This is a genomic window from Enterobacter cloacae complex sp. P14RS (assembly GCF_014895895.1).
GTDB lineage: Bacteria > Pseudomonadota > Gammaproteobacteria > Enterobacterales > Enterobacteriaceae > Enterobacter > Enterobacter bugandensis.
The window spans coordinates 141,875-166,629 of the sequence record NZ_JADBQM010000007.1 but is presented as its reverse complement, the minus strand read 5'-3'; the positions used below and the strand labels follow the sequence as shown (position 1 = coordinate 166,629).

At 54.4% G+C, this 24,755-nt stretch carries 28 protein-coding genes and 1 other annotated feature; of the genes, 10 read left to right on the top strand and 18 right to left on the bottom strand.

All coding sequences use genetic code 11. The annotated features are described in order from the left end of the window. Positions 1-3: 3 nt before the first annotated feature. From IM295_RS07425 to thrS, 13 genes are all read right to left on the bottom strand, one after another. The gene (locus IM295_RS07425; RefSeq protein WP_028012821.1) at positions 4-720 is read right to left on the bottom strand and encodes an EAL domain-containing protein; all 717 of its coding nucleotides are present in this window, start codon (positions 718-720) and stop codon (positions 4-6) included. 291 nt (positions 721-1,011) lie between these two features. Further along, a complete protein-coding gene (locus IM295_RS07420; protein WP_028012820.1) occupies positions 1,012-1,476 on the bottom strand; it encodes a C40 family peptidase in 465 nt (154 codons plus the stop codon). Between the two features lie 74 nt (positions 1,477-1,550). Further along, on the bottom strand, positions 1,551-2,306 hold the full coding sequence (btuD, locus tag IM295_RS07415) for a vitamin B12 ABC transporter ATP-binding protein BtuD (protein ID WP_047368358.1): 756 nt from the start codon (positions 2,304-2,306) through the stop codon (positions 1,551-1,553). Beyond that, positions 2,306-2,857 (bottom strand): glutathione peroxidase, encoded by a 552-nt coding sequence (locus tag IM295_RS07410; protein WP_028012818.1) that lies wholly within the window; start codon positions 2,855-2,857, stop codon positions 2,306-2,308. Before IM295_RS07410 ends, btuD begins: the two co-directional genes overlap by 1 nt. A gap of 22 nt (positions 2,858-2,879) precedes the next feature. Next, complete coding sequence (btuC, locus tag IM295_RS07405; protein ID WP_028012817.1) at positions 2,880-3,860, bottom strand: vitamin B12 ABC transporter permease BtuC; 981 nt, start codon at positions 3,858-3,860, stop codon at positions 2,880-2,882. A gap of 102 nt (positions 3,861-3,962) precedes the next feature. Continuing rightward, the gene (gene ihfA, locus IM295_RS07400; RefSeq protein WP_003857805.1) at positions 3,963-4,262 is read right to left on the bottom strand and encodes an integration host factor subunit alpha; all 300 of its coding nucleotides are present in this window, start codon (positions 4,260-4,262) and stop codon (positions 3,963-3,965) included. Positions 4,263-4,266: 4 nt separating this feature from the next. Further along, on the bottom strand, positions 4,267-6,654 hold the full coding sequence (pheT, locus tag IM295_RS07395; protein WP_193066473.1) for a phenylalanine--tRNA ligase subunit beta: 2,388 nt from the start codon (positions 6,652-6,654) through the stop codon (positions 4,267-4,269). Between the two features lie 15 nt (positions 6,655-6,669). Beyond that, positions 6,670-7,653 (bottom strand): phenylalanine--tRNA ligase subunit alpha, encoded by a 984-nt coding sequence (gene pheS / locus IM295_RS07390; RefSeq protein ID WP_010426091.1) that lies wholly within the window; start codon positions 7,651-7,653, stop codon positions 6,670-6,672. 62 nt (positions 7,654-7,715) lie between these two features. Next, positions 7,716-7,840 (bottom strand) — a sequence feature (Phe leader region). Beyond that, the gene (pheM, locus tag IM295_RS07385) at positions 7,791-7,835 is read right to left on the bottom strand and encodes a pheST operon leader peptide PheM (protein WP_001386830.1); all 45 of its coding nucleotides are present in this window, start codon (positions 7,833-7,835) and stop codon (positions 7,791-7,793) included. Its footprint overlaps the feature before it by 45 nt. A 117-nt stretch (positions 7,841-7,957) precedes the next feature. Then, positions 7,958-8,314 (bottom strand): 50S ribosomal protein L20, encoded by a 357-nt coding sequence (gene rplT, locus IM295_RS07380; protein WP_000124850.1) that lies wholly within the window; start codon positions 8,312-8,314, stop codon positions 7,958-7,960. Positions 8,315-8,364: 50 nt separating this feature from the next. Next, a complete protein-coding gene (gene rpmI / locus IM295_RS07375; RefSeq protein WP_003030583.1) occupies positions 8,365-8,562 on the bottom strand; it encodes a 50S ribosomal protein L35 in 198 nt (65 codons plus the stop codon). A 97-nt stretch (positions 8,563-8,659) separates the two neighbouring features. Continuing rightward, positions 8,660-9,202 (bottom strand): translation initiation factor IF-3, encoded by a 543-nt coding sequence (gene infC, locus IM295_RS07370; RefSeq protein WP_023616141.1) that lies wholly within the window; start codon positions 9,200-9,202, stop codon positions 8,660-8,662. A gap of 3 nt (positions 9,203-9,205) precedes the next feature. Continuing rightward, positions 9,206-11,134: a threonine--tRNA ligase gene (thrS, locus tag IM295_RS07365; protein ID WP_028012814.1), complete on the bottom strand. Its 1,929-nt coding sequence runs from the start codon at positions 11,132-11,134 to the stop codon at positions 9,206-9,208. A gap of 322 nt (positions 11,135-11,456) precedes the next feature. On the opposite strand from thrS, the gene yncL reads away from it, so the two are divergent. Both yncL and yniD read left to right on the top strand, forming a co-directional pair. Further along, positions 11,457-11,549 carry a stress response membrane protein YncL gene (gene yncL, locus IM295_RS07360; protein ID WP_071787459.1) on the top strand — a complete coding sequence of 31 codons (93 nt, stop codon included), beginning with the start codon at positions 11,457-11,459 and terminating at the stop codon, positions 11,547-11,549. Positions 11,550-11,646: 97 nt separating this feature from the next. Next, entirely contained in the window at positions 11,647-11,754 is a 108-nt protein-coding gene (yniD, locus tag IM295_RS07355; protein ID WP_088205299.1) for a small membrane protein YniD, read from the top strand. A 101-nt stretch (positions 11,755-11,855) separates the two neighbouring features. Here yniD and IM295_RS07350 read toward each other — a convergent pair whose 3' ends face one another. Beyond that, positions 11,856-12,614 carry a YdiY family protein gene (locus tag IM295_RS07350; protein ID WP_028012813.1) on the bottom strand — a complete coding sequence of 253 codons (759 nt, stop codon included), beginning with the start codon at positions 12,612-12,614 and terminating at the stop codon, positions 11,856-11,858. Positions 12,615-12,910: 296 nt separating this feature from the next. On the opposite strand from IM295_RS07350, the gene pfkB reads away from it, so the two are divergent. From pfkB to IM295_RS07335, 3 genes are all read left to right on the top strand, one after another. Beyond that, positions 12,911-13,843, top strand: coding sequence for a 6-phosphofructokinase II (pfkB, locus tag IM295_RS07345; RefSeq protein WP_028012812.1), 933 nt, complete (start codon positions 12,911-12,913; stop codon positions 13,841-13,843). A 104-nt stretch (positions 13,844-13,947) separates the two neighbouring features. Continuing rightward, the gene (gene ghoS, locus IM295_RS07340; RefSeq protein WP_028012811.1) at positions 13,948-14,238 is read left to right on the top strand and encodes a type V toxin-antitoxin system endoribonuclease antitoxin GhoS; all 291 of its coding nucleotides are present in this window, start codon (positions 13,948-13,950) and stop codon (positions 14,236-14,238) included. Between the two features lie 105 nt (positions 14,239-14,343). Beyond that, positions 14,344-15,204, top strand: a complete 861-nt coding sequence (locus tag IM295_RS07335) for a fructosamine kinase family protein (RefSeq protein WP_041910453.1) — start codon at positions 14,344-14,346, stop codon at positions 15,202-15,204. 36 nt (positions 15,205-15,240) lie between these two features. Here the strand turns inward: IM295_RS07335 and IM295_RS07330 are convergent, their stop codons facing one another. Next, positions 15,241-15,777 (bottom strand): YniB family protein, encoded by a 537-nt coding sequence (locus tag IM295_RS07330; protein ID WP_045261585.1) that lies wholly within the window; start codon positions 15,775-15,777, stop codon positions 15,241-15,243. 147 nt (positions 15,778-15,924) lie between these two features. Between IM295_RS07330 and hxpB the strand changes: the two genes are divergently transcribed. The 4 genes from hxpB to IM295_RS07310 all read left to right on the top strand — a co-directional run bounded on the left by hxpB (position 15,925) and on the right by IM295_RS07310 (position 19,691). Next, positions 15,925-16,596: a hexitol phosphatase HxpB gene (gene hxpB / locus IM295_RS07325; protein ID WP_193066472.1), complete on the top strand. Its 672-nt coding sequence runs from the start codon at positions 15,925-15,927 to the stop codon at positions 16,594-16,596. A 127-nt stretch (positions 16,597-16,723) separates the two neighbouring features. Beyond that, positions 16,724-17,485 (top strand): 2-dehydro-3-deoxy-D-gluconate 5-dehydrogenase KduD, encoded by a 762-nt coding sequence (gene kduD / locus IM295_RS07320; protein ID WP_193066471.1) that lies wholly within the window; start codon positions 16,724-16,726, stop codon positions 17,483-17,485. Between the two features lie 94 nt (positions 17,486-17,579). After that, a complete protein-coding gene (locus tag IM295_RS07315) occupies positions 17,580-18,170 on the top strand; it encodes a metal-dependent hydrolase (RefSeq protein ID WP_032644865.1) in 591 nt (196 codons plus the stop codon). A 129-nt stretch (positions 18,171-18,299) separates the two neighbouring features. After that, entirely contained in the window at positions 18,300-19,691 is a 1,392-nt protein-coding gene (locus IM295_RS07310; RefSeq protein ID WP_155026170.1) for an L-cystine transporter, read from the top strand. A 48-nt stretch (positions 19,692-19,739) separates the two neighbouring features. Here IM295_RS07310 and cedA read toward each other — a convergent pair whose 3' ends face one another. Beyond that, a complete protein-coding gene (cedA, locus tag IM295_RS07305) occupies positions 19,740-20,015 on the bottom strand; it encodes a cell division activator CedA (RefSeq protein ID WP_223239595.1) in 276 nt (91 codons plus the stop codon). Between the two features lie 168 nt (positions 20,016-20,183). On the opposite strand from cedA, the gene katE reads away from it, so the two are divergent. Continuing rightward, complete coding sequence (katE, locus tag IM295_RS07300; protein WP_193066470.1) at positions 20,184-22,433, top strand: catalase HPII; 2,250 nt, start codon at positions 20,184-20,186, stop codon at positions 22,431-22,433. A 111-nt stretch (positions 22,434-22,544) separates the two neighbouring features. Here the strand turns inward: katE and chbG are convergent, their stop codons facing one another. Together chbG and IM295_RS07290 are read right to left on the bottom strand one after the other, a co-directional pair. After that, a complete protein-coding gene (chbG, locus tag IM295_RS07295; protein ID WP_126326152.1) occupies positions 22,545-23,294 on the bottom strand; it encodes a chitin disaccharide deacetylase in 750 nt (249 codons plus the stop codon). An 11-nt stretch (positions 23,295-23,305) separates the two neighbouring features. Beyond that, a complete protein-coding gene (locus IM295_RS07290; protein WP_193066469.1) occupies positions 23,306-24,661 on the bottom strand; it encodes a 6-phospho-beta-glucosidase in 1,356 nt (451 codons plus the stop codon). Positions 24,662-24,755: the final 94 nt, after the last annotated feature.

Sequence of the window (24,755 nt, the reverse complement as noted above, 5' to 3'; positions counted from 1 at the left end):
GGGTTATCGCTGCTGAACGAGCGTCGTGACGTGCTCCGCCGAGACGGCTGGCCAGAGCGCACCCTGCATGGCACCAAAATTGAAGGACAGAACGCGCTGCAGCAAACCGTGGTCGTCAATGCCGGAGACGATCACCGACTGGCAGTGCGGCGTTATTTGCCAGAGGATCGCGCGCATAAAAGGCTCGAAAGAAAGCTCAGAAGCACGCTGCTGGATGAATCCTTTATCAAGAATAACCCGTTTAAATAATCCATCATAGACGGCCTTGAGCGATGCAGCACCGGCTCCAAAGTTTGCCAGCACCAGCGGAAAATGGATCGCCATTCTTGCCAGCTGCAGATCGTCCTTTCCGTTATTTAAACCTGGATAGTTCTCATTAACAGTAAACTCAAGAAACGGATAACGCTCAAGAATTGAAACAGCATTCCCATTACTTAATAAAAACTCAACAATTGCTGGTGTAATATTGATCCATGCAATTAACTGATGCTGAATAAAAAACAGTTTACAGGTATCAAGCAATTGCAGTTTTTCGTTAAACAGCGCTAACTCCTCTGCCGCTGAAAGCCGAGGGATAACGAGCTCAGTGGGGATCCTCACATCGGTGCCGACGCCAGTAAAGTTAACCAGTATTTCTAAACCTTTTAGCTCGCCTGCGCTATTACGGGCAGGCAGAAGCATCAGTTCAGACTGGTAAGCATTATCTAGCGTAATAATCATTGCACTCGCCCCGCATTAAAGATGAGAGAGGACATCCTGGAGCAATTGCTGACACAATTCCACTGTCTTGATTTTAATAAGTTTAATTTCATTAGTTCCGTATTAATTTTCAGATTTATCCCTGAATCTGAAATAATCTTATCCTGGTTACTGAGTAATAGCCAGTTTTAGATAAAACAGACACATAAGGATGTTGCTAATTTAGGTAAATTTAACTTTAATCAGCTTATTTGAGAAAAACGGCATGGTTTAATAGTTACCATGCCGACATAAGAAACGTGTTCGGGCAGTCTAAATACGTCGCGCCTGCCAGAAATTTTTACGCCAGTACACGTTATCGAGAGAAGAGCGCATCACGCCGCGGCTGGTAGAGGCATGAATAAACTGATTGTCTGTATCATATATCCCAACATGCAGGCCGCTTTCTCCCGATCCGGTTTTGAAAAAGACCAGATCACCGGGAAGGAGATCGTCTTTATCAATTTCAGTGCCTATTTCCGCCTGCTTGCGCGTGTCTCGCGGAAGCTGTAAATCAAACTTGTCACGAAACGTCATCAGGACAAAGCCTGAGCAGTCCACCCCGCCGCGGCTCATGCCGCCGTAGCGATAAGGCGTGCCGCGCCAGTTGCTCAACTGATCGTTAAGGCTGGCAATAACGGTGATAGAATCCGATAGCCGCGGATTAGGCGGCGGTGCTCGATGGCTGCTGCATCCCGCAAGAAAGAGTGCCGCCACGAAGAGAAACCAGAATCGCATTTTCAGACGAATCCTCTGCTTTTATTGTTCTTTTGGTAATTTAGCGTGCAATTGTGTTAACAGGCAAGAAACGGTTACTCCTGCCCGGTAGAAATCAGCATCTTATGTCCCTCTATATCCAGCCTGCGGAACGACATGTTGTAGGCGCGGGCAAGATTTGGCGGCGTAAGGACCCTATCCCGCGTACCGCTGGCGATCATCCTGCCGCGCGACAGGAGCCACACGCGATGGGCGTGACGTAACGTATGGTTAAGATCGTGGCTGCTCATCACTACGGCGATACCTTTTCTGCTCAGAGCGCTTAGCAGGCTATCCAGCGCCGCCTGCTGGGCAACATCCAGACCGCTCATCGGTTCATCCAGCAGCAGCATCCTCCCGTGAGGATTGCCCGCGGGATGGATCTGCAGAATGACCGCCGCCAGACGCACCCGCTGCCATTCTCCTCCAGAAAGCTGGCTGGCATGCCGGGACAGTTTATCTTCCAGCCCTAACGCCGCAGCCACTTCCTCCAGCAGTGCCGTATGCTGTTTGTCGTGCAGATGCAGCATCAGATAATGCCAGACCGGCATCGCAAAAGGCGGTACCTGCTGCTGCACCAGGTAGCTGCGCCGGTGGGCCAGCGAGGCGGGTGACCAGTCGACCAAAGCATGTTCCAGCAGCGTAATCTGCCCTGGCCCGGTGGTCAGCCCCGCCATCCGCGCCAGCAGCGTACTTTTACCCGCGCCGTTTGGCCCGACGAGATGCAGGATTTCACCCGAATTGATGTCGCAGGTTACCGGCTCCAGACGCCCCTTCTCGGCGACGTCCGTGAGCTGCATCAGCAGCGACATTATTTCGCCAGCGCCAGCTTAATAGATTCCATGACGATCGGGTCCTCAGGCGTCATATCCGGCGAAAAACGCTGAACGACCTGGCCGTCACGACCAATCAGGAATTTTTCGAAGTTCCACAGAATATCGTCCGGATAGAGCGGCGCGCGGCCTTTGCTGGCCATGCGCTCGTAAAAACCGCTCTCTTCCGGCGCAACGGCCTTCGGCGCGGCGGCAATCAGCTTCGCATACAGCGGATGGCGGTCTTCACCGTTGACGTCAATTTTGCTGAACATCGGGAACGTCACGCCATAAGTGGTGCTGCAGAAGGTTTTGATCTCTTCCTCGCTGCCCGGCTCCTGGCCCAGGAACTGGTTGCACGGGAAGCCCAGCACGGTAAAACCGTCTTTCTCCCAGGCCTTCTGAATATTCTCCAGCTGCTCGTACTGCGGCGTCAGGCCGCATTTCGATGCCACGTTGACGATGAGCAACACCTTGCCTTTGTAGCTTTCCAGCGTGGTGTTATCCCCATCAATGGTGGTCACTTCGGTATTCAGGATATCTGACTGCATAGCATTTCCTCAGGTTGTCGATTTAACGTCCAGCTTTTAATAGTAGCCAGATAAAGACTGGCGCGCCCAGCGTTGCGGTCACCACGCCAACAGGCAATTCTGCGGCCGTCAGGGCGAGACGGGCGATGATGTCGGCCACCAGCAGCGTGGCTGCCCCGGCAACCGCCGAGGCCGGAAGCAAGGTTCGATGATCCGTGAAGCCGCAAAGACGCAGCATGTGCGGAATGACCAGCCCGATAAAGCCAATCGCCCCCGCCAGGGCCACGCTCACGCCTACCAGCCAGCCAATGGCAATGACCAGTACGTTACGCCAGAAACCAATCGGCATGCCGAGCTGGCGGGCAGAGATTTCCCCCAGCGCGAGCCGATTCAGCGGCTGGGCCTGCAGCGCAGCCCACGCGATGACCGGCACCAGCAGCGCCATTAGCCAGCCCTGGTGCCAGTCGACGCCGCCAAAGCCGCCCATCATCCAGTACATGAGCTGACGCAGGTCAAAGGAGGTCGAGAAGTAGACCGCCCAGGTCATCAGCGCGCTACAGATGATCCCCAGCGCGACGCCGGCAAGCAGCAGCCGGCTGGTCGACAGGTGCCGTCTGGCGAAGCGAAGAAGAATGATTGTGATCAGCAGTGCGCCGAGAATGGCGCTCAGGCTAATGCTCCAGCCGGAGAGTTCTCCCCCGCCCAGCATCACCGCCGCAATCAGCCCGACGCCTGCACCGTTCGACACCCCCAGCAGGCCGGGCTCCGCCAGCGGGTTTTCGAACAGCGCCTGCATAATAGTGCCAGACAGCGCCAGCGCGGCGCCGACCAGGATCACCGCGACGGTGCGCGGCAGGCGAATTTGCCAGACGAAGAGCTGCCCGTCAGGCCCCAGCCAGCTTTCAGGCCCGATCCAGCTGTCGCCTGCGCAGAGGCTAATACCCGCGGCAAGAATAAGCAGCAGCACCAGCAGAAGCAGGCGACGCCGATCGGAACGGTGCTGGCGATGAGCATAATCAAGCATGTGTACGGTTTGTTAGCGAGTGATGTAATTGATTTTACGGCGTGTTTGCCGGAGAGCGCAAAGAAAAAAGGCCGCGTGGGCGGCCTTTTTGGTTAGTTCATATTACTCTGCTTTAGGCGTTGCGTTTTCGACGCGGCTCTTTAACTTCTGGCCGGGTCTGAAGGTCACCACGCGGCGGGCTGTAATGGGAATATCTTCCCCCGTCTTCGGGTTACGGCCCGGACGTTGGTTTTTGTCTCGCAAATCAAAATTGCCAAAACCGGAGAGTTTTACCTGCTCACCATTTTCCAGAGCACGACGGATCTCTTCGAAAAACAGCTCTACCAGCTCTTTGGCATCCCGTTTGCTAAGCCCAAGCTTATCAAACAGATATTCTGACATTTCAGCTTTTGTAAGCGCCATAGGTTCAATCCCTCAATGATGCCTGGAATCGCTCTTTTAATGCCTCTACACATTTGGCGACGGTAGCGGCAATCTCCTCTTCTTCGAGTGTACGGCTGGTATCCTGAAGGATAAGGCTGATAGCGAGGCTCTTGAAACCTTCTGCTACGCCCTTGCCGCGGTACACGTCAAATAAGTTTACGCCAACTACCTGATTTACGCCAACTTTCTTACATTCGGCCAAAATATCTGCTGCGGGCACGTTTTCAGCGACCACAACCGCGATATCACGGCGGTTCGCCGGGAAACGGGAGACGTCCTGCGCCTGAGGAATGACGCGGTCTGCAACCGGGCTCCACTCCAGCTCGAACACGATGGTACGGCCGTTCAGGTCCAGCTTACGCTCCAGCTCCGGGTGGACAACGCCAATGAAACCAACGCGTTTGCCGTCTAAATAAATCGCCGCGCTCTGGCCCGGATGGAGCGCAGGAATCGCTTCCGCGCGGAATTCAATTTCAGATAATTTACCGGTCAGATCCAGAATCGCTTCCAGATCGCCCTTCATATCGTAGAAATCAACCGTACCTTTTGCCAGGTCCCAGTGCTCTTCGTAGCGGTTACCGCTGATGGCACCAGCCAGCATGAGATCCTGACGGATGCCTAAATTTGCCTGATTATCCGGCACAAAGCGCAAACCGCTTTCGAAAATGCGCACGCGGTTTTGCTGGCGGTTCTGGTTGTAAACGATAGTCCCCAGCAGGCCCGTCCACAGGGACAGACGCATCGCGGACATTTCGCTGGAGATTGGGCTTGGCAGGATCAGCGCTTCCTGACCCGGGTGGATCATCTGCTGCAGCTTAGGATCAACGAAGCTGTAGGTGATCACTTCCTGGTAGCCTTTGTCGTTCAGCATGGTTTTCACACGCTTCAGGGACAGGTCGGCTTCACGGTGGGTGCCCATCACCAGACCCGCCTGCACAGGCTCGTCAGGGATGTTGTTGTAGCCGTAAACACGGGCCACTTCTTCCACCAGATCTTCTTCAATTTCCATGTCGAAACGCCAGGATGGCGCAACGGCCTTCCACTCGTCCTGACCTTCGGTCACTTCGCAGCCCAGGCGCGTCAGGATGTCGGTCACCTGCGCGTCGGCAACGTGGTGACCAATCAGGCGATCCAGCTTGCTGCGGCGCAGGGTAATGGTCGCACGCTTCGGCAGGGTCGCTTCGTTGGTGACGTCGATAACCGGACCCGCTTCGCCGCCGCAGATGTCGATCAGCAGGCGGGTTGCACGCTCCATCGCTTTGTACTGCAGCGCCGGATCAACGCCGCGCTCGTAGCGGTGAGACGCGTCGGTGTGCAGGCCGTGACGGCGCGCGCGGCCGGTGATGGAGAGCGGGCTGAAGAACGCACACTCCAGCAGGACGTTTTGCGTTTCGTCGTTGACGCCAGAGTGTTCGCCACCAAAGATACCGCCCATCGCCAGCGCTTTGCTGTGGTCAGCAATCACCAGGGTGTCGGCGTTTAGTTTGGCTTCTGTGCCGTCCAGCAGCACCAGGGTTTCCCCCTCTTTCGCCATGCGCACAACGATGCCGCCGTCGATACGATCTTTATCGAACGCGTGCATCGGCTGGCCCAGCTCCAGCAGAACGTAGTTAGTGACGTCAACCACGGCGTCGATTGAGCGGATACCGCAGCGGCGCAGCTTCTCTTTCATCCAAAGCGGGGTTGGCGCTTTAACATTAATGCCTTTTACCACGCGACCGAGGTAGCGCGGGCAGGCATCAGCAGCGTCAACCTGAATCGGCAGCACGTCACTGATGGTCGCTTCAACCGGCACAATCTCCGGCGCGTTGAGTTCGGTCTGGTTCAGTACGGCCACGTCGCGCGCCACGCCGATAATACCTAAGCAGTCGGCACGGTTTGGCGTGACGCTGATTTCGATAGTATTGTCATCAAGCTTCAGGTATTCACGGATATCGGTGCCAACTGGCGCATCCAGCGGCAGCTCGATGATGCCGTTGTGGTCGTCGGAAATACCCAGCTCGGAGAAGGAGCACAGCATGCCTTCAGACGGCTCACCGCGCAGCTTGGCCGCTTTGATTTTGAAATCACCCGGCAGTACGGCACCGACGGTCGCCACGGCCACCTTCAGGCCCTGACGGCAGTTTGGCGCACCGCAGACGATGTCCAGCAGACGGTCGCCGCCTACGTTCACTTTTGTCACGCGCAGTTTGTCGGCGTTAGGGTGCTGGCCGCACTCGACTACTTCACCCACCACGACGCCGTTGAAGGCACCGGAAACCGGCTCAACGCCGTCAACTTCCAGGCCCGCCATGGTGATCTGGTTGGAAAGCGCTTCGCTGTCCAGCGTGGTGTTCACCCACTCGCGTAACCACAGTTCACTGAATTTCATTGTTCTGTCCTGCCCTTATTTAAACTGTTTGAGGAAACGCAGATCGTTTTCGAAGAATGCACGTAAGTCGGTCACGCCGTAGCGCAGCATGGTCAGACGCTCCATGCCCATGCCGAAGGCAAAGCCGGAGTATACTTCCGGATCGATACCCACGTTGCGCAGCACGTTTGGATGCACCATGCCGCAGCCCAGCACTTCCAGCCATTTGCCGTTTTTACCCATCACGTCAACTTCCGCAGACGGTTCAGTGAACGGGAAGTAGGACGGACGGAAACGAACCTGCAGATCTTCCTCAAAGAAGTTGTTCAGGAAATCGTGCAGCGTGCCCTTCAGGTTGGTGAAGCTGATGTTTTTATCAACAATCAGACCTTCCATCTGGTGGAACATTGGGGTGTGGGTCTGATCGTAGTCGTTACGATACACGCGGCCCGGCGCGATGATGCGGATTGGCGGTTCCTGATCCTTCATGGTACGGATCTGAACGCCAGAGGTCTGGGTACGCAGCAGACGCGTCGCGTCAAACCAGAAAGTGTCGTGGTCAGCGCGTGCCGGATGATGGCCAGGAATGTTCAGGGCGTCGAAGTTGTGGTAATCATCTTCGATTTCCGGGCCAGTCGCCACGGTAAAGCCGAGCTCACCGAAGAAACTTTCAATACGATCGATAGTACGGGTAACCGGATGCAGACCACCGTTTTCAATACGGCGACCCGGCAGAGAAACGTCGATGGTTTCTGCCGCAAGACGCGCGTTTAGTACCGCGCTCTCCAGCTCGGCCTTACGCGCGTTCAGCGCCTGCTGAACCTGCTCTTTGGCTTCGTTAATCACCGCACCCGCTGCCGGGCGTTCTTCTGGCGGCAGTTCACGCAGGGTTGTCATTTGAAGGGTCAGGTGCCCTTTCTTCCCAAGATATTCGACGCGGACATTGTCTAACGCGGCAACATCTGAGGCCTGATTAATGGCGGCTGTTGCACTGGCAACCAGCTCTGCGAGATGTGACATGATTTTCCTCATTATGTCGGTGCAGACACCGATTTGGTGGAGTTATTCTCTCAAATTCAGGCACAAAAAAAGCCTCCATCGGGAGGCTTATCTGGCGCTGTTTTTCGTTTCATCTTTCACGCGCTAGCCTCCTGGAGTCAGGTGCTAAAGTAAAAGAAGAAGCGGAAAATAGCAGCATTCATGCTTGCGTTACCTTGTTGGGTAAAAACCGGTAAGACCTTATTGAAAAGCCTGCACGGATAAATGTCAATCTTCTGATGGTGTTAAATGAAAAGAGGGAGCCAGGCCCCCTCTCTCAACTGGCTTATGCCAGTGCTGCTTTCGCTTTTTCGACCAGAGCGGTGAACGCTACTTTGTCGAATACTGCGATGTCAGCCAGGATCTTACGGTCGATTTCAACAGAGGCTTTTTTCAGGCCGTTGATGAATTTGCTGTAAGAAATACCGTTCTGACGTGCTGCTGCGTTGATACGCGCAATCCACAGTTGACGGAACTGACGCTTACGCTGACGACGGTCACGGTAAGCGTACTGACCTGCTTTGATAACAGCCTGGAAGGCAACGCGGTATACGCGTGAACGCGCACCGTAGTAGCCTTTAGCTTGTTTCAAAATTTTCTTGTGACGTGCACGTGCAATTACACCACGTTTTACGCGAGCCATATGTGCTCTCCTGTATCTATATTCTTAGTAAAAAATTAAACGTTAACGGCTTATGCGTACGGCAGGCACGCGATAACCAGACCCAGATCGCCTTTAGAAACAAGGCCTTTTGGACGCAGGTGACGTTTACGCTTAGTAGATTTTTTGGTCAGAATATGACGCAGGTTTGCGTGCTTACGCTTAAATCCACCACCACCGGTTTTTTTGAAGCGCTTAGCAGCACCGCGTACGGTCTTAATTTTTGGCATCTTAATAACTTCCACTTCGCATTGTTAAATAAACGAAACATAGGCGAACAAAACCTATGAAACCCGAAGGCTCCACAGATTTTGCTGCTTGAAGGCCTTACTGTTTCTTCTTAGGAGCGAGCACCATGATCATCTGGCGGCCTTCGATCTTCGTAGGGAAGGATTCGACTACTGCCAGTTCACTCAGATCGTCACGGACGCGGTTAAGCACTTCCATACCAATCTGTTGGTGGGCCATCTCACGACCGCGGAAACGCAGTGTGATCTTGGCCTTATCGCCATCTTCCAGAAAGCGAATCAGGCTGCGGAGTTTTACCTGATAATCGCCATCGTCGGTACCAGGACGGAATTTGATTTCCTTAACCTGGATAACTTTTTGCTTCTTCTTCTGTTCCTTAGAAGACTTACTCTTTTCATAAAGGAACTTGCCGTAGTCCATGATACGACAAACTGGCGGTTCGGCGTTAGGGCTGATTTCAACTAAATCTACTCCAGCTTCTTCAGCCTTTTCGATCGCTTCTCTCAGACTCACAATCCCCAGCTGCTCGCCTTCCAGACCTGTTAAGCGAACTTCCTGGGCGCGAATCTCGCCATTGATACGATTCGGACGTGCCGTTTGAACTCGTTTTCCGCCTTTAATACCTTATTCCTCCAGTTGTTGAAGACTGCGGCTGCGAATCTCTTGTTGCAGCTTCTCAATCACTTCACTTACGTCCAGGCTGCCCAGGTCTTTACCACGGCGGGTGCGAACGGCAACTTTGCCTGCTTCCACCTCTTTATCACCACAGACCAACATATACGGGACACGACGTAAAGTGTGCTCGCGGATTTTAAAGCCAATCTTCTCATTTCTCAAGTCTGCTTTTACGCGAATGCCCGCATTTTGTAGTTTCTGCGTCAATTCTTTAACGTAATCTGCCTGAGAATCGGTAATGTTCATCACCACGACCTGCACTGGCGCAAGCCAGGTTGGGAAGAAGCCCGCGAACTCTTCGGTCAGGATGCCGATGAAGCGCTCCAGAGAACCGAGAATAGCACGGTGAATCATGACCGGTACCTGACGCTCGTTGTCTTCGCCAACATAAGAGGCGCTTAAACGCTGCGGCAGGGAGAAGTCCAGCTGTACAGTACCGCACTGCCATGCGCGATCGAGGCAGTCATACAGGGTAAATTCAATTTTCGGACCGTAGAATGCGCCCTCGCCCAGCTGGTATTCGAACGGAATACCGTTCTCTTCCAGCGCTACGGCGAGATCCGCTTCTGCGCGATCCCAGGTCTCATCGCTACCGATACGTTTTTCCGGACGCGTTGAGAGTTTGACCACGATCTTCTCGAAGCCAAAGGTGCTGTACATATCGTAGACCATACGAATACAGGCGTTAACTTCATCACGAACCTGATCTTCAGTACAGAAGATATGCGCATCATCCTGCGTAAAGCCACGAACGCGCATCAGACCGTGCAGCGCACCTGATGGCTCGTTACGGTGGCAGCTACCGAACTCCGCCATACGCAGCGGCAGGTCGCGGTAGGATTTCAGACCCTGGTTGAAGATCTGAACGTGGCCCGGGCAGTTCATTGGCTTGATGCAGTATTCACGGTTCTCGGACGAGGTGGTGAACATCGCATCTTTATAGTTGTCCCAGTGGCCGGTTTTTTCCCACAGCACACGGTCCATCATAAACGGGCCTTTCACTTCCTGATACTGGTACTCTTTCAGCTTGGAACGTACGAACGTTTCCAGTTCACGGAAGATAGTCCAGCCATCGTTATGCCAGAACACCATACCCGGCGCTTCTTCCTGCATGTGGTACAGGTCAAGCTGCTTACCGATTTTACGGTGGTCACGCTTCGCGGCCTCTTCCAGGCGCTGCAGGTACGCGTTCAGGGCTTTCTTATCCGCCCACGCGGTACCATAGATACGCTGCAACATCTTGTTGTTGCTGTCGCCACGCCAGTAGGCGCCGGCGATCTTCATCAGTTTGAAATGATGACAGAAGCGCATGTTCGGCACGTGCGGTCCACGGCACATGTCGACGTATTCTTCGTGATGGTACAAGCCAGGCTTGTCATCATGAGCAATGTTTTCATCGAGAATAGAGACTTTATAGCTCTCGCCACGCTTGACGAAGGTTTCACGCGCTTCGTGCCAGCTGACTTTCTTCTTGATGACGTCATAGTTGGTCTCGGCGAGCTCGTGCATACGTTTTTCGAGCGCGTCGATATCTTCCTGGGTCAGGGTGTGGTCAAGATCAACGTCGTAGTAGAAACCGTTGTCGATAACCGGACCGATCGCCATTTTGGTGTTTGGCCACAGCTGCTTGATAGCATGACCCAACAGGTGTGCGCAGGAGTGACGAATGATCTCCAGACCTTCTTCGTCTTTCGCGGTGATGATTGCAAGCGTCGCATCGTTTTCAATCAGATCGGACGCATCAACCAGCTCACCGTTAACACGGCCAGCGATGGTCGCTTTCGCGAGGCCAGGACCGATGTCCAGGGCGACATCCATAGGGCTAACAGCGTGGTCAAAATGGCGTTGGCTGCCATCAGGAAGAGTAATTACAGGCATTTTATATCCTTATTTGCAGTGATGCCCCACACATAAGAGCATATACAAAGAAAATAATCGTGATTTGACAATAGATTACGACACCATCTGACCAACAATCGTCAAATTGGTTCGTCATCATGCACCTGCCGAATTCAGATTAATGCGGATTTACGGCAAGCGACGTAATGTTAACACTATCAGCAAGGAGATTGCACCCTCTGCAGCCAGAATGATGGGCTGGCACGTAGCGTAAATTTGCAGATTGCATCTCTCCGGCGCTCGCATTTCAGACATGCTGGGCTACTCTTGAACATGCCTTTTATATCAACAGGTGCATACCATGAATGTATCCAGTAGAACGGTTGTGATTTTGAACATCCTTTCCGCAACAGGTTTAGTGTTGATCCTCGCCGAACGATTCCACTGGTTCTGAGCCGACCCCTTGTTGGCATAACTCGATCGCTCCCGGGAAGGCGCATCTTTTGGCCCCGTTTGATAGACTATGCGTATCAACGAACAAGGATTAGGTTATGCCAACAAAACGATTTGCCGTAAAACACTGGAAAATGGTGCTGGTGCTGGTTGCCATCTGCGGTGCAATGCTGTTATTTCGGTGGGCGGCAATGATTTGGGGCTAAGTACAAATAAAAATAAATGCCGTTGCGTGTGATGAGAATTTATTGGCGCGGGTTAACCATAATAATGAAAACGGGCCGACACTTTCATCGGCCCGCTATGATTACATTTTATAGCCCAGCGAAATCGTGGTTCTGCGATCGGTATGATCCGGTGCCGTTTCTGGCGGTGAAGAGTTCCAGGTCACGTTGTAGGCCAATTTCAAACCGAAGTGTTCATTGATAGCCACGTTCAAAGCGCTTTCGGAATTCAGCGTCGTATCCTCGGCACCAAACACAGAAACACCCTGCGTAAATTTGGTGTTATCGGTCATCTGCCAGGCATACGTGCCGGAAGCATAGCCCAGCGGCTGGGTTTCATTTTCGCCATTGGTGTACTCGTCATAGCGGACACCCGGACCGAATTCGAAACGGAGGCTGTGTACCGGACCATTCAGGAACTGACGACCATAACCGGCGGTGAACACATCGCGCTGGCGATAGCCGTTGAAGCGGTCGGTTAACCAACTTGCCTGACCAAAGATGTAGTCATAGTCGGTCATGTTGTAACGGCTACGTCCACCGACCGCGTATTTCTCGGATGAGCGTTCATCGTTAGCGGACGTGTTGCTGGCATTTCCCCACAGCGACCATGCAGTGGTATTGCCGTACCAGGTCAGGGTGCTGTCCGCCGTCAGAGAAGAGCTTTTCGTGTTACCCGATTGCGCGAGATACCCGGCGTTCAGGTTACCTTCAAACGGTTTTTTGGCAGTGGAGGGATCGTCCATGACAGTAAAAACGGTGTCATCGGCGGCTGCATTCAGTGATGCAAAAACGCCACCCGCCAGCATCAGTGCTGCGGGTACTGTCTTCAAAAGCTTCATTTTATTTAAGGAGTCCGTACAACAAAAAAAGAGACCACCACGGTCTCGGAAACTTTCTTGAGGATCAATGACAAGGCGTCCAGAGAAAGGTAACAAATTATAAAAAGGCGCAAATAACATAGCAATATTTTCTTATTTCATTTTTTGAATAAGAACGATCTCAAAACGCGTTTTATTTTATATATCCCTCATCGCATTTATGTCAGCATTCATTTTTAAAATCATACTGTTATTTACATTGCCTTCCTGTCGATCGGTGCCAGGCTTAAAAGAACCCATGCTAAAAGGAGGTTATGATGGCTTCTATTTATACGCTGACGCTCTCCCCTTCCCTCGACTCCGCGACCATAACGCCGCAGATTTACCCGGAAGGTAAACTACGCTGTAGCGCACCCGTATTTGAGCCGGGCGGCGGCGGGATTAACGTTGCGCGCGCGATTACCCACCTCGGCGGTAAAGCGACTGCCATCTTTCCGGCCGGTGGTGCCACGGGGGAGCATCTTGTTGCCTTGCTGGCCGATGAACAGGTTGCCGTGGATACCGTAGACGCCAAAGACTGGACCCGGCAGAACCTGCATGTCCACGTTGAGTCCAGCGGGGAACAGTATCGTTTCGTTATGCCAGGCGCCAGGCTGAGCGATGATGAGTTTCGTCAGCTGGAAGAGAAGGTGCTAACCATTGAAAGCGGCTCGCTGCTGGTCATCAGCGGTAGCCTGCCGCCAGGCGTGAAAACAGAAAAGCTGACAGCACTGGTTGATGCCGTACTTCATCGCGGCATTCGCTGCATTGTCGACAGTTCAGGCGAAGCCCTGCAGGCGGCATTAGAACCCGGACAGCTTGAGCTCGTTAAGCCTAACCAGAAAGAGCTGAGTGCGCTTGTTAATCGCGAACTTAGCCAGCCGGATGACGTGCGTACTGCCGCAGAAGAACTGGTTCGCAGCGGCAAAGCGCACCGCGTTGTCGTCTCTCTCGGTCCTCAGGGTGCGCTGGCCGTCGACAAGACGGGCTTTGTGCAGGTTGTTCCACCCCCAATGAAGAGCCAGAGCACCGTCGGCGCAGGCGACAGTATGGTCGGCGCGATGGCGCTGAAGCTGGCGCAGGGCGCATCACTTCTGGAGATGACGCGCTATGGCGTCGCGGCGGGGAGTGCCGCCACCATCAATCAGGGAACGCGCCTGTGTTCGCTTGCCGATACACAGAAAATCGTCGATTACCTGTCACGAAGCTAACCGATATATCCCCCTCCTGACGGAGGGGGAATATCTGTGGAAGTCGCCAAATATGGCGTATCGACTATGCTAAAAAAACTTTCAGGATAACAACGAGGTGAATTATGAGCAGTGGTGATATCACCCGCTACGTCGTGACCATCAGCCTTCATGAAGCATCGCTGACCGAGCTTAACGAGCTCAACAATGCCTTTACACGGGCGAATTTCCTGCTCACGCTAACGGATGACGAAGGTCATATTCATGATTTAGGCACCCTGGCGTTTGGCCTGATCGCAGCCCTGAGTGAAGAAGAGGTGCATGCGCTGGCCGCCAGCCTGGTGGAAAGCGTGACCGACAAGCCTGCCGACATCACCGTGGAGACGTGGGAACGCTGGCAGAAAAAAGAACAATAAGTGCCCTGCATGAAATTAATCCGCTCAGGTGTGCGTTAGTTCGTATTTTTTTACCGCAGTTATGCGCTAACTTTATGATCTGGCAGACAACATGGGAGAGTCAACATGTGGCAGGCTATCAGTCATCTTTTACATGAGCAATTGGGTGAAGGTGAAATTGAACTGCGTAACGAGCTGCCGGGCGGGGAAATTCACGCCGCGTGGCATTTACGCTACGCAGGACGCGATCTGTTCGTTAAATGCGACGAGCGAGAGCTGCTCCCGATTTTTACCGCTGAAGCCGATCAGCTTGAACTGTTGTCCCGCAGTAAAACGGTGACGGTACCTGAGGTGCTGGCCGTGGGCAGTGACCGGGACTACAGCTTTCTGGTGATGGACTATCTCCCTGCCCGCCCGTTGGACGCCCATAACGCCTTTATTCTCGGGCAACAGTTAGCGCGTCTGCACCAGTGGAGCGACCAGCCCCAGTTTGGTCTCGACTTCGACAACGACCTTTCCACCACGCCGCAGCCCAATGCCTGGCAGCGCCGCTGGTCGACGTTCTTTGCCGAGCAGCGCATCGGATGGCAGCTTGAACTGGCCGCAGAGAAAGGGCTGGAATTTGGCAATATTGATGCCATCGTCGAGCATGTGCAACAGCGCCTGGCCTCCCACCAGCCTCAGGCGTCTTTGCTGCACGGTGATTTATGGTCCGATAACTGCGCGCTGGGCCCCAACGGCCCGTATATCTTCGACCCGGCCTGCTACTGGGGCGACAGAGAGTGCGATTTGGCCATGTTGCCCCTGCATCCCGAACAACCGCCGCAAATATACGATGGCTATCAGTCTGTCTCCCCCCTGCCGCCGGACTTCCTTGAGCGCCAGCCCGTGTATCAGCTCTATACGCTGATGAACCGAGCCATTCTTTTTGGCGGGCAACATCTGGTCAACGCCCAGCGCGCGCTTGAACGCGTGCTTGCGGCTTAAAGACAAAACGGGTGGTCTTGCCGCCACCCTAATTCGTTACAGAAAACCGAGCAGTGAGAAGAAGAAATATCCCGCCACGATGATGATAACCGGCAGGATATAGAGCGGGAAAATTTGCAGGAAAATGGTGTGACGAGGCACCACAATGCGGGATTCAATCTGCTCCCGGCTCATTCCTTCAGGACCTTTCGCCTTCTCAAGGATAAGCTGATCTTCCACCCCTTCGCGTAAAAAACGGGTCTGGCGACTCATTCGTGCGCCCGATGCCTGCAGCGCCATCGCAATAAAAATCAGCGCATAGATAATCCAGAACCCAACATTCAGCTGCTGGTGAAAGTCCGGCGTTGGCGAGTTGAACCAGAAGACGTTCAGGAACGGGGTATTAAACCGCACCATCTCAATCATGACATGCGCAAAATCAAGCATTACCGCATTAATGCCCGGCTGTTTTTCGCTGTGATCGTACATAAACTTCAGCACGGAGATCAGCGTAGAAATGACGGCGGGAATAAAAATCACCCAGCCTGCAATACGTTTTAAGACAGCAATGCGTCCAGCTTGTTGATACGTCATCAGTTCCTCTTCATAAAGACGCGTGATTTGAGCCTAAGTCTACCTGCTGGACATCAATTTCGCCCGCTCTTTAAAAGCAATATGCTAAATTGCAGACTGTGCTTAGCACTTATCGTCTGTCGAACACCTGGATAAGGAGACGTTGTGATGTCGACACCGCGCCAGATACTTGCCGCTATTTTTGACATGGATGGATTACTGATTGATTCCGAGCCGTTGTGGGATCGCGCCGAGCTGGACGTGATGGCCAGCCTGGGCGTTGATATCAGTCGCCGTAATGAACTTCCCGACACGCTGGGCCTGCGTATTGATATGGTCGTTGACCTGTGGTACACCCAACAGCCGTGGGTTGGGCCCGATCGCGACGAAGTCACCTCGCGAATTATCAGCCGCGCCATCGCGCTGGTGGAGGAGAACAAGCCGCTCTTACCGGGCGTACATGAGGCTGTCGCGCTGTGCAAGTCTCAGGGGCTGAAGGTTGGCCTGGCTTCCGCTTCACCGCTGCATATGCTGGAAAAAGTGCTGATCATGTTTGAGCTGCGCGACAGTTTTGACGCCCTGGCGTCTGCGGAAAAACTGCCCTACAGCAAGCCACATCCGCAGGTCTATATGGACTGCGCCGCGAAGCTGGGTCTTGATCCGCTTACCTGCGTCGCGCTGGAAGATTCAGTAAACGGCATGGTGGCCTCCAAAGCCGCGCGTATGCGCTCCATTGTGGTGCCCGATGAAGAAAACCGCCACGATCCCCGATATGCTCTTGCCGACGTTAAGCTGAATTCGCTGGCTGAACTGACGGTACAACACCTGCGCGGCGAATAGCGCCCCTCTTACAGGCAGCGTCATGCTGCCTGATAAAAACAAAACACAGTTTCATTTTGTTTGCTTTTCTCATCCCTGCCTCCTATCTTTAACGTCAACACGACGATAACCAGCTTCTGAGGCGCGTATGATACTGGACACCTTTACTCTTTCAGGCAAAGTAGCCCTCATCACCGGGTGCGATACCGGGCTGGGGCAAGGCATGGCTATTGCGCTGGCGCAGGCAGGTTGCGATATCGTTGGGGTAAATCGCAAAGCTCCAGAGAAAACGGCAAGCGCCGTCATCGCCCTGGGAAGACGTTTTGTGGCTATTCGGGCCGATCTGAGCCAGCAGGAAAATCTTCAGTACGTCGTGGACACCGCCGTGGCGGAGATGGGACGAATTGATATTCTGGTGAACAATGCCGGGACGATTCGCCGGGAGGAGGCTCTGACGTTCAGCGAAAAAGACTGGGATGACGTTATGAACCTGAATCTCAAGTCGCTCTTTTTCCTCTCTCAGGCGGTCGCTAAGCGATTTATCACCCAGGGCCAGGGCGGCAAAATTATCAATATCGCCTCTATGCTCTCCTTTCAGGGCGGCATTCGCGTGCCGTCGTATACCGCCTCGAAAAGCGGCGTACTGGGGATCACGCGCCTGCTGGCAAATGAGTGGGCGCTACATGGTATCAACGTGAATGCCATCGCGCCGGGCTACATGGCGACGAACAACACGCAGCAGCTGCGCGATAACGAACAGCGTAACGCGGAGATCCTTGACCGCATCCCGGCGGGTCGATGGGGAGTACCGGATGACCTTCAGGGGCCGGTCGTCTTTTTAGCCTCCCCCGCATCAGATTACGTGAATGGTCACACCTTAGCCGTCGACGGCGGCTGGCTGGCGCGCTGAGGCGCGTTTGTGACAAACAGTTACACCGTCACCTCTTTCGCCCACTGTATAAAAACCCTATACTGTATAAATTGACAGTTTCGTGGGTTTTATCATGACGGCGGAAGGCCACCTGCTTTTTTCAATTGCGTGCGCAGTATTTGCCAAAAACGCAGAACTTACTCCCGTGCTTGCACAGGGAGACTGGTGGCATATTGTCCCTTCCGCCGTTTTAACCTGTCTGCTGCCCGATATTGACCACCCAAAATCCTTCCTCGGACAGCGCCTGAAGTGGGTGTCGAAGCCCATCGCCCGCGCGTTCGGCCACCGCGGGTTTACCCACAGCCTGCTGGCCGTTTTTGGCCTGCTCACGCTTTTCTATTTAAAAGTCCCTGAAAGCTGGATAGTGCCGGGCGATGCCATTCAGGGCATGGTGCTGGGTTATTTAAGCCATATCCTCGCCGATATGCTGACGCCCGCGGGCGTGCCATTGCTTTGGCCCTGCCGCTGGCGTTTCCGTTTTCCGATCCTTGCGCCGCAGAAAGGGAATCAGCTTGAACGCGTGCTGTGCATGGCGCTGTTCGCCTACGCCGTCTGGATGCCGCAAACCTTGCCCGAAAATAGTGCAGTGCGCTGGTCTTCCCAGATGATCAATTCGCTGCAATTTCAGTTCAATCGTTTTATTCATCACCAGATTGAACAGTAAACCAACAAAATCATTCCATTTGTCATAAACCATTCCATTTGGATATAAGCGCCACATCACACTTCTGCTAACCTTCCGCCAACAGGATCGGGAAAAACCGATCCCACATAATAAATCAGGAGAACGGGGATGAATTTTCCACTCATCGCGAACATAGTCGTGTTCGTCGTATTACTATTGCTTCTCGCGCAGGCGCGCCACAAACAGTGGAGCCTGGCGAAAAAAGTACTGGTTGGTCTGGTCATGGGTGTGGCGTTTGGTCTGGCCTTACACGCCGTCTACGGCTCCGATAGTCCGGTACTGAAAGAGTCCATTCAGTGGTTCAACATTGTCGGTAACGGCTACGTCCAGCTGCTGCAGATGATCGTTATGCCGCTGGTGTTCGCCTCTATTCTGAGCGCCGTAGCCCGTCTGCACAACGCAACTCAGCTGGGTAAAATCAGCTTTCTGACCATTGGTACGCTGCTCTTTACCACGCTGATTGCCGCGCTGGTGGGGGTGCTGGTTACCAACCTGTTTGGCCTGACGGCCGAAGGTCTGGTTCAGGGTACCGCTGAAACGGCGCGTCTGACCGCAATTCAAACCAACTACGTGGGTAAAGTGGCTGATCTGACGGTTCCGCAGATGGTCCTCTCCTTCATTCCGAAGAACCCGTTTGCTGACCTGACCGGTGCAAGCCCAACCTCTATCATCAGCGTGGTGATCTTCGCGGCGTTCCTGGGCGTGGCTGCGCTTAAGCTGCTGAAAGACGACGCGCCGAAAGGCGAACGCGTGCTGACGGCGATTGATACCCTGCAAAGCTGGGTGATGAAGCTGGTCCGTCTGGTCATGCAGCTGACGCCATACGGCGTTCTGGCGCTGATGACCAAAGTGGTAGCCGGCTCTAACCTGCAGGACATCATTAAGCTGGGCAGCTTCGTTGTCGCCTCTTATCTGGGCCTGGGCATTATGTTCGTGGTGCACGGTATCCTGCTGGGCGTGAACGGCGTTAGCCCGCTGAAATACTTCCGCAAAGTATGGCCGGTACTGACCTTTGCCTTCACCAGCCGTTCCAGCGCAGCGTCTATTCCGCTGAACGTTGAAGCACAGACCCGTCGTCTGGGCGTGCCGGAATCTATCGCCAGCTTCTCTGCCTCCTTTGGTGCTACCATCGGTCAGAACGGCTGCGCGGGTCTCTACCCGGCGATGCTGGCGGTGATGGTTGCCCCAACCGTGGGTATCAACCCGCTGGATCCGGTCTGGATCGCCACGCTGGTCGGGATTGTTACCATCAGCTCCGCCGGCGTTGCAGGTGTCGGCGGCGGTGCAACCTTCGCCGCGCTGATTGTGCTGCCCGCGCTGGGCCTGCCCGTCACGCTGGTCGCCCTGCTGATCTCCGTTGAACCGCTGATCGACATGGGCCGTACCGCGCTGAACGTGAGTGGCTCCATGACTGCCGGTACGCTGACCAGCCAGTGGCTGAAGCAGACCGACAAATCCATTCTGGAAAGTGAAGACGACGCCGAGCTGGCGCACCGTTAATCTCGATAGAAATAAAAAAACCGCCTGATGGCGGTTTTTTTATGGCTGTTATTCTTCAACCTCTTCATCCTGGCGGATTTGCGTCGCCCATCGCTGGGCTGACTCCGGCACGGAAAACGCCGGCGACCGGCGGAAATGTTCCCCCATCAGGACAAAAGCCACATATTTACCGCGAAGCAGCCAGACATCACGAAAACCATCCACTTTCAGGGCATGGTCAGGCGGCGCGGGCTCAACGCGGGGCACATAGCTAATAACCTGGCGGTTTTGTTGACGAAGAGGTTTCATAAGCGACGGATTCACTAAAGCAAATTCTTGAAGCAGGAAAATTCTATGATAGCCGATCCTGCTGCCTTACGTCGCGCTCCGAGTGGGTGAGATGGCTCCTTTCGTTAATAACGTCATGTGAAAAACGCTTAGTTAGCGAGCTATCTCACGACATTGTTCTATCCTTAATAGGGTTTTTAGCAATGGATAAAGGAGAAGCGTGCAATGTCGAACAAAGATAAATCACATCAATCACCGATTCATGGCACTGAAGAATCTCAACCGGGTATGGACTCTCTCGCCCCTGCTGACGGCTCTCACCGTCCCTCGCCGGGCCCATCAGCCCCTGGCGAACAACCAACCGCGCCGGGAAGCATGAAATCGCCGGACACCGGAAACGAGAAGCTGAAATCGCTTGAGCCACACCGTAAAGGCGGCGAAGGTTTTGCACTCACCACCAATCAGGGCGTGCGCATTGCTGACGATCAAAACTCCCTTCGCGCAGGCGCGCGCGGACCGACCCTGCTGGAAGATTTCATCCTGCGGGAAAAAATTACCCATTTTGACCACGAGCGAATTCCGGAACGCATCGTTCACGCGCGCGGTTCTGCGGCGCACGGCTACTTCCAGCCCTATAAAAGCCTGAAAGCGATCACCAAAGCGGATTTCCTCTCCGACCCGGATAAAATCACGCCGGTCTTTGTGCGTTTCTCCACCGTGCAGGGTGGCGCAGGTTCGGCAGATACGGTGCGTGATATCCGCGGCTTTGCCACCAAGTTTTATACCGAAGAGGGTATTTTCGATCTGGTGGGCAATAACACCCCGGTGTTTTTCATTCAGGATGCGCATAAATTTCCTGACTTTGTCCATGCGGTAAAACCGGAGCCCCACTGGGCCATACCCCAGGGACAAAGTGCGCACGATACCTTCTGGGACTATGTCTCCCTGCAGCCTGAAACCTTACACAACGTGATGTGGGCGATGTCCGACCGTGGGATCCCGCGCAGCTATCGCACGATGGAAGGGTTCGGTATTCATACCTTCCGCATGATCAACGCGGAAGGAAAAGCCACGTTTGTGCGCTTCCACTGGAAGCCGGTAGCGGGCAAAGCCTCGCTGGTATGGGACGAGGCGCAGAAGCTCACCGGGCGCGATCCGGACTTCCATCGCCGTGAACTGTGGGAATCCATTGAAGCGGGTGACTTCCCGGAATATGAACTGGGCTTACAGCTGATCCCGGAAGAAGACGAGTTTAAGTTCGATTTCGACCTGCTTGACCCGACAAAACTCATCCCTGAGGAGCTGGTGCCCGTTCAGCTGGTGGGGAAAATGGTGCTTAACCGCAACCCGGATAATTTCTTTGCCGAAAACGAGCAGGCCGCGTTCCACCCGGGCCACATCGTCCCCGGACTGGATTTCACCAACGATCCGCTCTTACAGGGACGTCTGTTCTCGTATACCGATACGCAGATTAGCCGTCTTGGCGGGCCGAACTTCCACGAGATACCGATTAACCGCCCAACCTGCCCGTACCATAACTTCCAGCGCGACGGGATGCACCGTCAGGATATTGATACCAACCCGGCAAACTATGAGCCGAACTCCATCAACGACAACTGGCCGCGAGAAACCCCGCCGGGGCCGAAACGCGGCGGATTCGAATCGTACCAGGAGCGTATCGACGGCAACAAAATTCGCGAGCGCAGCCCCTCGTTCGGTGAGTATTACGCCCACCCTCGCCTGTTCTGGAACAGCCAGACGCCGATTGAGCAACAGCACATCATCGGCGGCTTTAGCTTCGAACTGAGCAAAGTGGTGCGCACCTACATCCGCGAGCGCGTGGTCGATCAGCTGGCGCGCATTGATATTCAGCTTGCCCAGAGCGTGGCGGATAACCTTGGTATCACACTAACGGACGAACAGCGTAACCTTGCGCCACCGAAAGAGGTTAACGGCGTGAAGAAAGATCCATCGCTGAGCCTGTATGCGGTGCCGGGTGGTTCAATTAAGGGCCGCGTGGTCGCCATCCTGCTGAACGACAAAACTCGCGCCAGCGACGTGCTGGGGATTATGCAGGCGCTAAAAACCCAGGGCGTACACGCCAAACTGCTCTATTCCCGCATGGGTGAAGTGACCGCCGACGATGGTTCTGTGCTGCCGGTCGCGGCGACCTTTGCCGGTGCGCCATCGCTGACCGTCGATGCGGTGATCGTGCCGTGCGGGGATATTGCCAGCCTGCTGACCAACGGCGACGCCGTCTATTATCTGCTGGAAGCCTATAAGCACCTGAAGCCCATTGCGCTATCCGGCGACGCGCGTCAGTTTAAAGCACAGCTGAAGGTGGCCGATCAGGGTGAGGACGGCATTGTCGAGGGCGATAACGTGGACGATGCGTTTATGACGAAGCTGTTTGATTTGCTCGCCGCGCACCGTGTCTGGTCGCGCAGCAGTAAGATTGATCAGATTCCGGCGTAAAAACCATTCCCGGTTGTGCGGCCTGATGCCCTCACCCACGGGAGAGGGAGAAAACAATAAAAACGGTAACCCAGGTTACCGTTTTGCTTTTACCTCGCCACCCGGCACTTCTTACAGATCCCCAAACGTCCCCAACCGATACCCACGCTCGGCAATGGCGTATTTCAGCGACGGCGACGTCAGGACATCCAGCTCCGCCAGGCGCGGCCAGCAGTAGGCGCTCTTACGCACGGTGTTATCGACAAAGGCAGGATGCGCCATGACCTCCAGCGACCGTTCCCCCCGCGCGGCGGAATCATCCAGCACCTTGAGGAACAGCGCTTCGTCGATCTCGTCACCGTAAAAGGCACTGCTGAACCCCTCAGTTGTTGTCACGGCACAGTCCGGCACGCCCTGCGCCTCACGATCCACGCGCATCGCCACGCCTTTGCGTTGGGCAAACGCCGCAACAATCGGGAAAATCGCCGGGATCATGTGCACATGATGGTGGCTGTCGATGTGCGTCGGCGCCTTGCCAAAAAGATCAACAAAGCGGTTGTACTGGCAGTCCAGCTCACGGGCAATCTCTTCGAGCGGCAGAGCGTCCTGCTCCGCCAGTTCCCAAATCCATTTGCCCAGCAGACCGTCACGCGTCAGGCCTGGCATGGGCGAAAGCGGCATCCCGAGCGTCAGCACAAAATGCATGCCGACACCCAGCTCTGGCACCTCGCGGCTCAGCTGCGCCGCGTGTTCAACCGCTTCACCGTTCACCAGTGCCGTTGTAGAGGTCACTACCCCGCGGCGACAGGCTTCAATAATGCCGTAGTTCTGGCCTTTCGAAAGGCCAAAGTCATCAGCATTAACGATCAGCAGGTTTTCCATTGTGCGTCCTCTCAGTGTTGTTTGAACTTCAGCTTCTCAATCGTGGCGGCAAAGTTCGGCAACCATTTTTCATGCGCCAGGATCATCTCGCTGGCCAGCTGCTCCGCATCGCGGTCGGAATGCACCAGCGGGCTGAGGTTCAGCGCCAGAAGCACGTCATTGAGTTCACCGCTCAGCGCCGCGTTGCTCGCCGCCACTTCAAAGCCTTTGATGGTGTGGATCAGGCCCATAACTTTGTCGTCGAAGTGGGTGATACGTGGATGCGGTTTAGCCCCCTCGCGCCCCAGAATGCAGGTCATCTCGACGGCCCAGTCCGCCGGGATATTGTCGATATGGCCGTGATGCGGCACGTTAACATAGTGCTCCGCCTGCTTGTCGTTGTAGATGGCGTTGATCACTTCACACGCTGCATCGGAGTAATAGGCCCCACCGCGCTGCTCAAGCGCTTTCGGTTTAACGTTCAGGTTCGGATCTTTATATAAATCGAACAGCTGCTTCTCAACTTTCTGAACGATTTGCGCACGCGCGCCGCCCTTATAGTACTCGCCCATTTCGATAGCCAGCATCTCTTTCTGCTTGAAGTAGTAAAGCAGGTACGAGCACGGCAGCAGATTCAGCGAGCGGATCAGCCCTTCGCTGAACGGCAGGTCAAAGATGTTCTTCACGGAGGCCGCGGTCAGGCGACCGGAAGCCACGCCGTCGAGCAGTTCGGCAAAGCGCGATTTTCCGTTCACGATGACGTCTTTAATGAACACTATGTGGTTCAGGCCGAACAGATCGATTGAGAGATCGTCACTGTCGGTCAGCTCCAGCACGTCGCGGATAAACATCTTCATGCCGATCGGGATATTACAGACGCCGATAAAGCGTTTGAAATTGGTATGACGATATACCGCCTCGGTCACCATTCCGGCCGGGTTAGTGAAGTTAATCACCCACGCGTTCGGGCAGATCTCTTGCACATCTTTGACGATGTCGAAAATCACCGGAATGGTACGCAGGCCTTTGAACAGGCCGCCCGCGCCGTTGGTCTCCTGCCCCAGGTAGCCGTGGCTCAGCGGAATACGCTCGTCCAGCTCGCGCGCTTTTAGCTGGCCGACGCGCAGCTGAGTGGTAACGAAATCCGCATCTTTCAGCGCCAGGCGACGATCGAGGGATTTATGCACGGTCATAGGCACGCCCGCTTTCTCAACCATGCGCTTGCACAGGTCGAAAATAATATCCAGCTTCTCCTGACCTTCCTCAACGTCCACCAGCCATAATTCGCTGACCGGTAATTCATGATAACGTTTCAGAAAACCTTCGAGTAATTCCGGGGTATAGCTGCTGCCGCCACCAATGGTTACGACTTTTAATTTTTTTTGCATAATATCTCCCTTAGCGTATCAGGTTAATCGCCTGCAAGGTATAGCGTACTCTTCCCGCTATTTGGGCAAGCCATTAAAGCAATATTTATGGCGG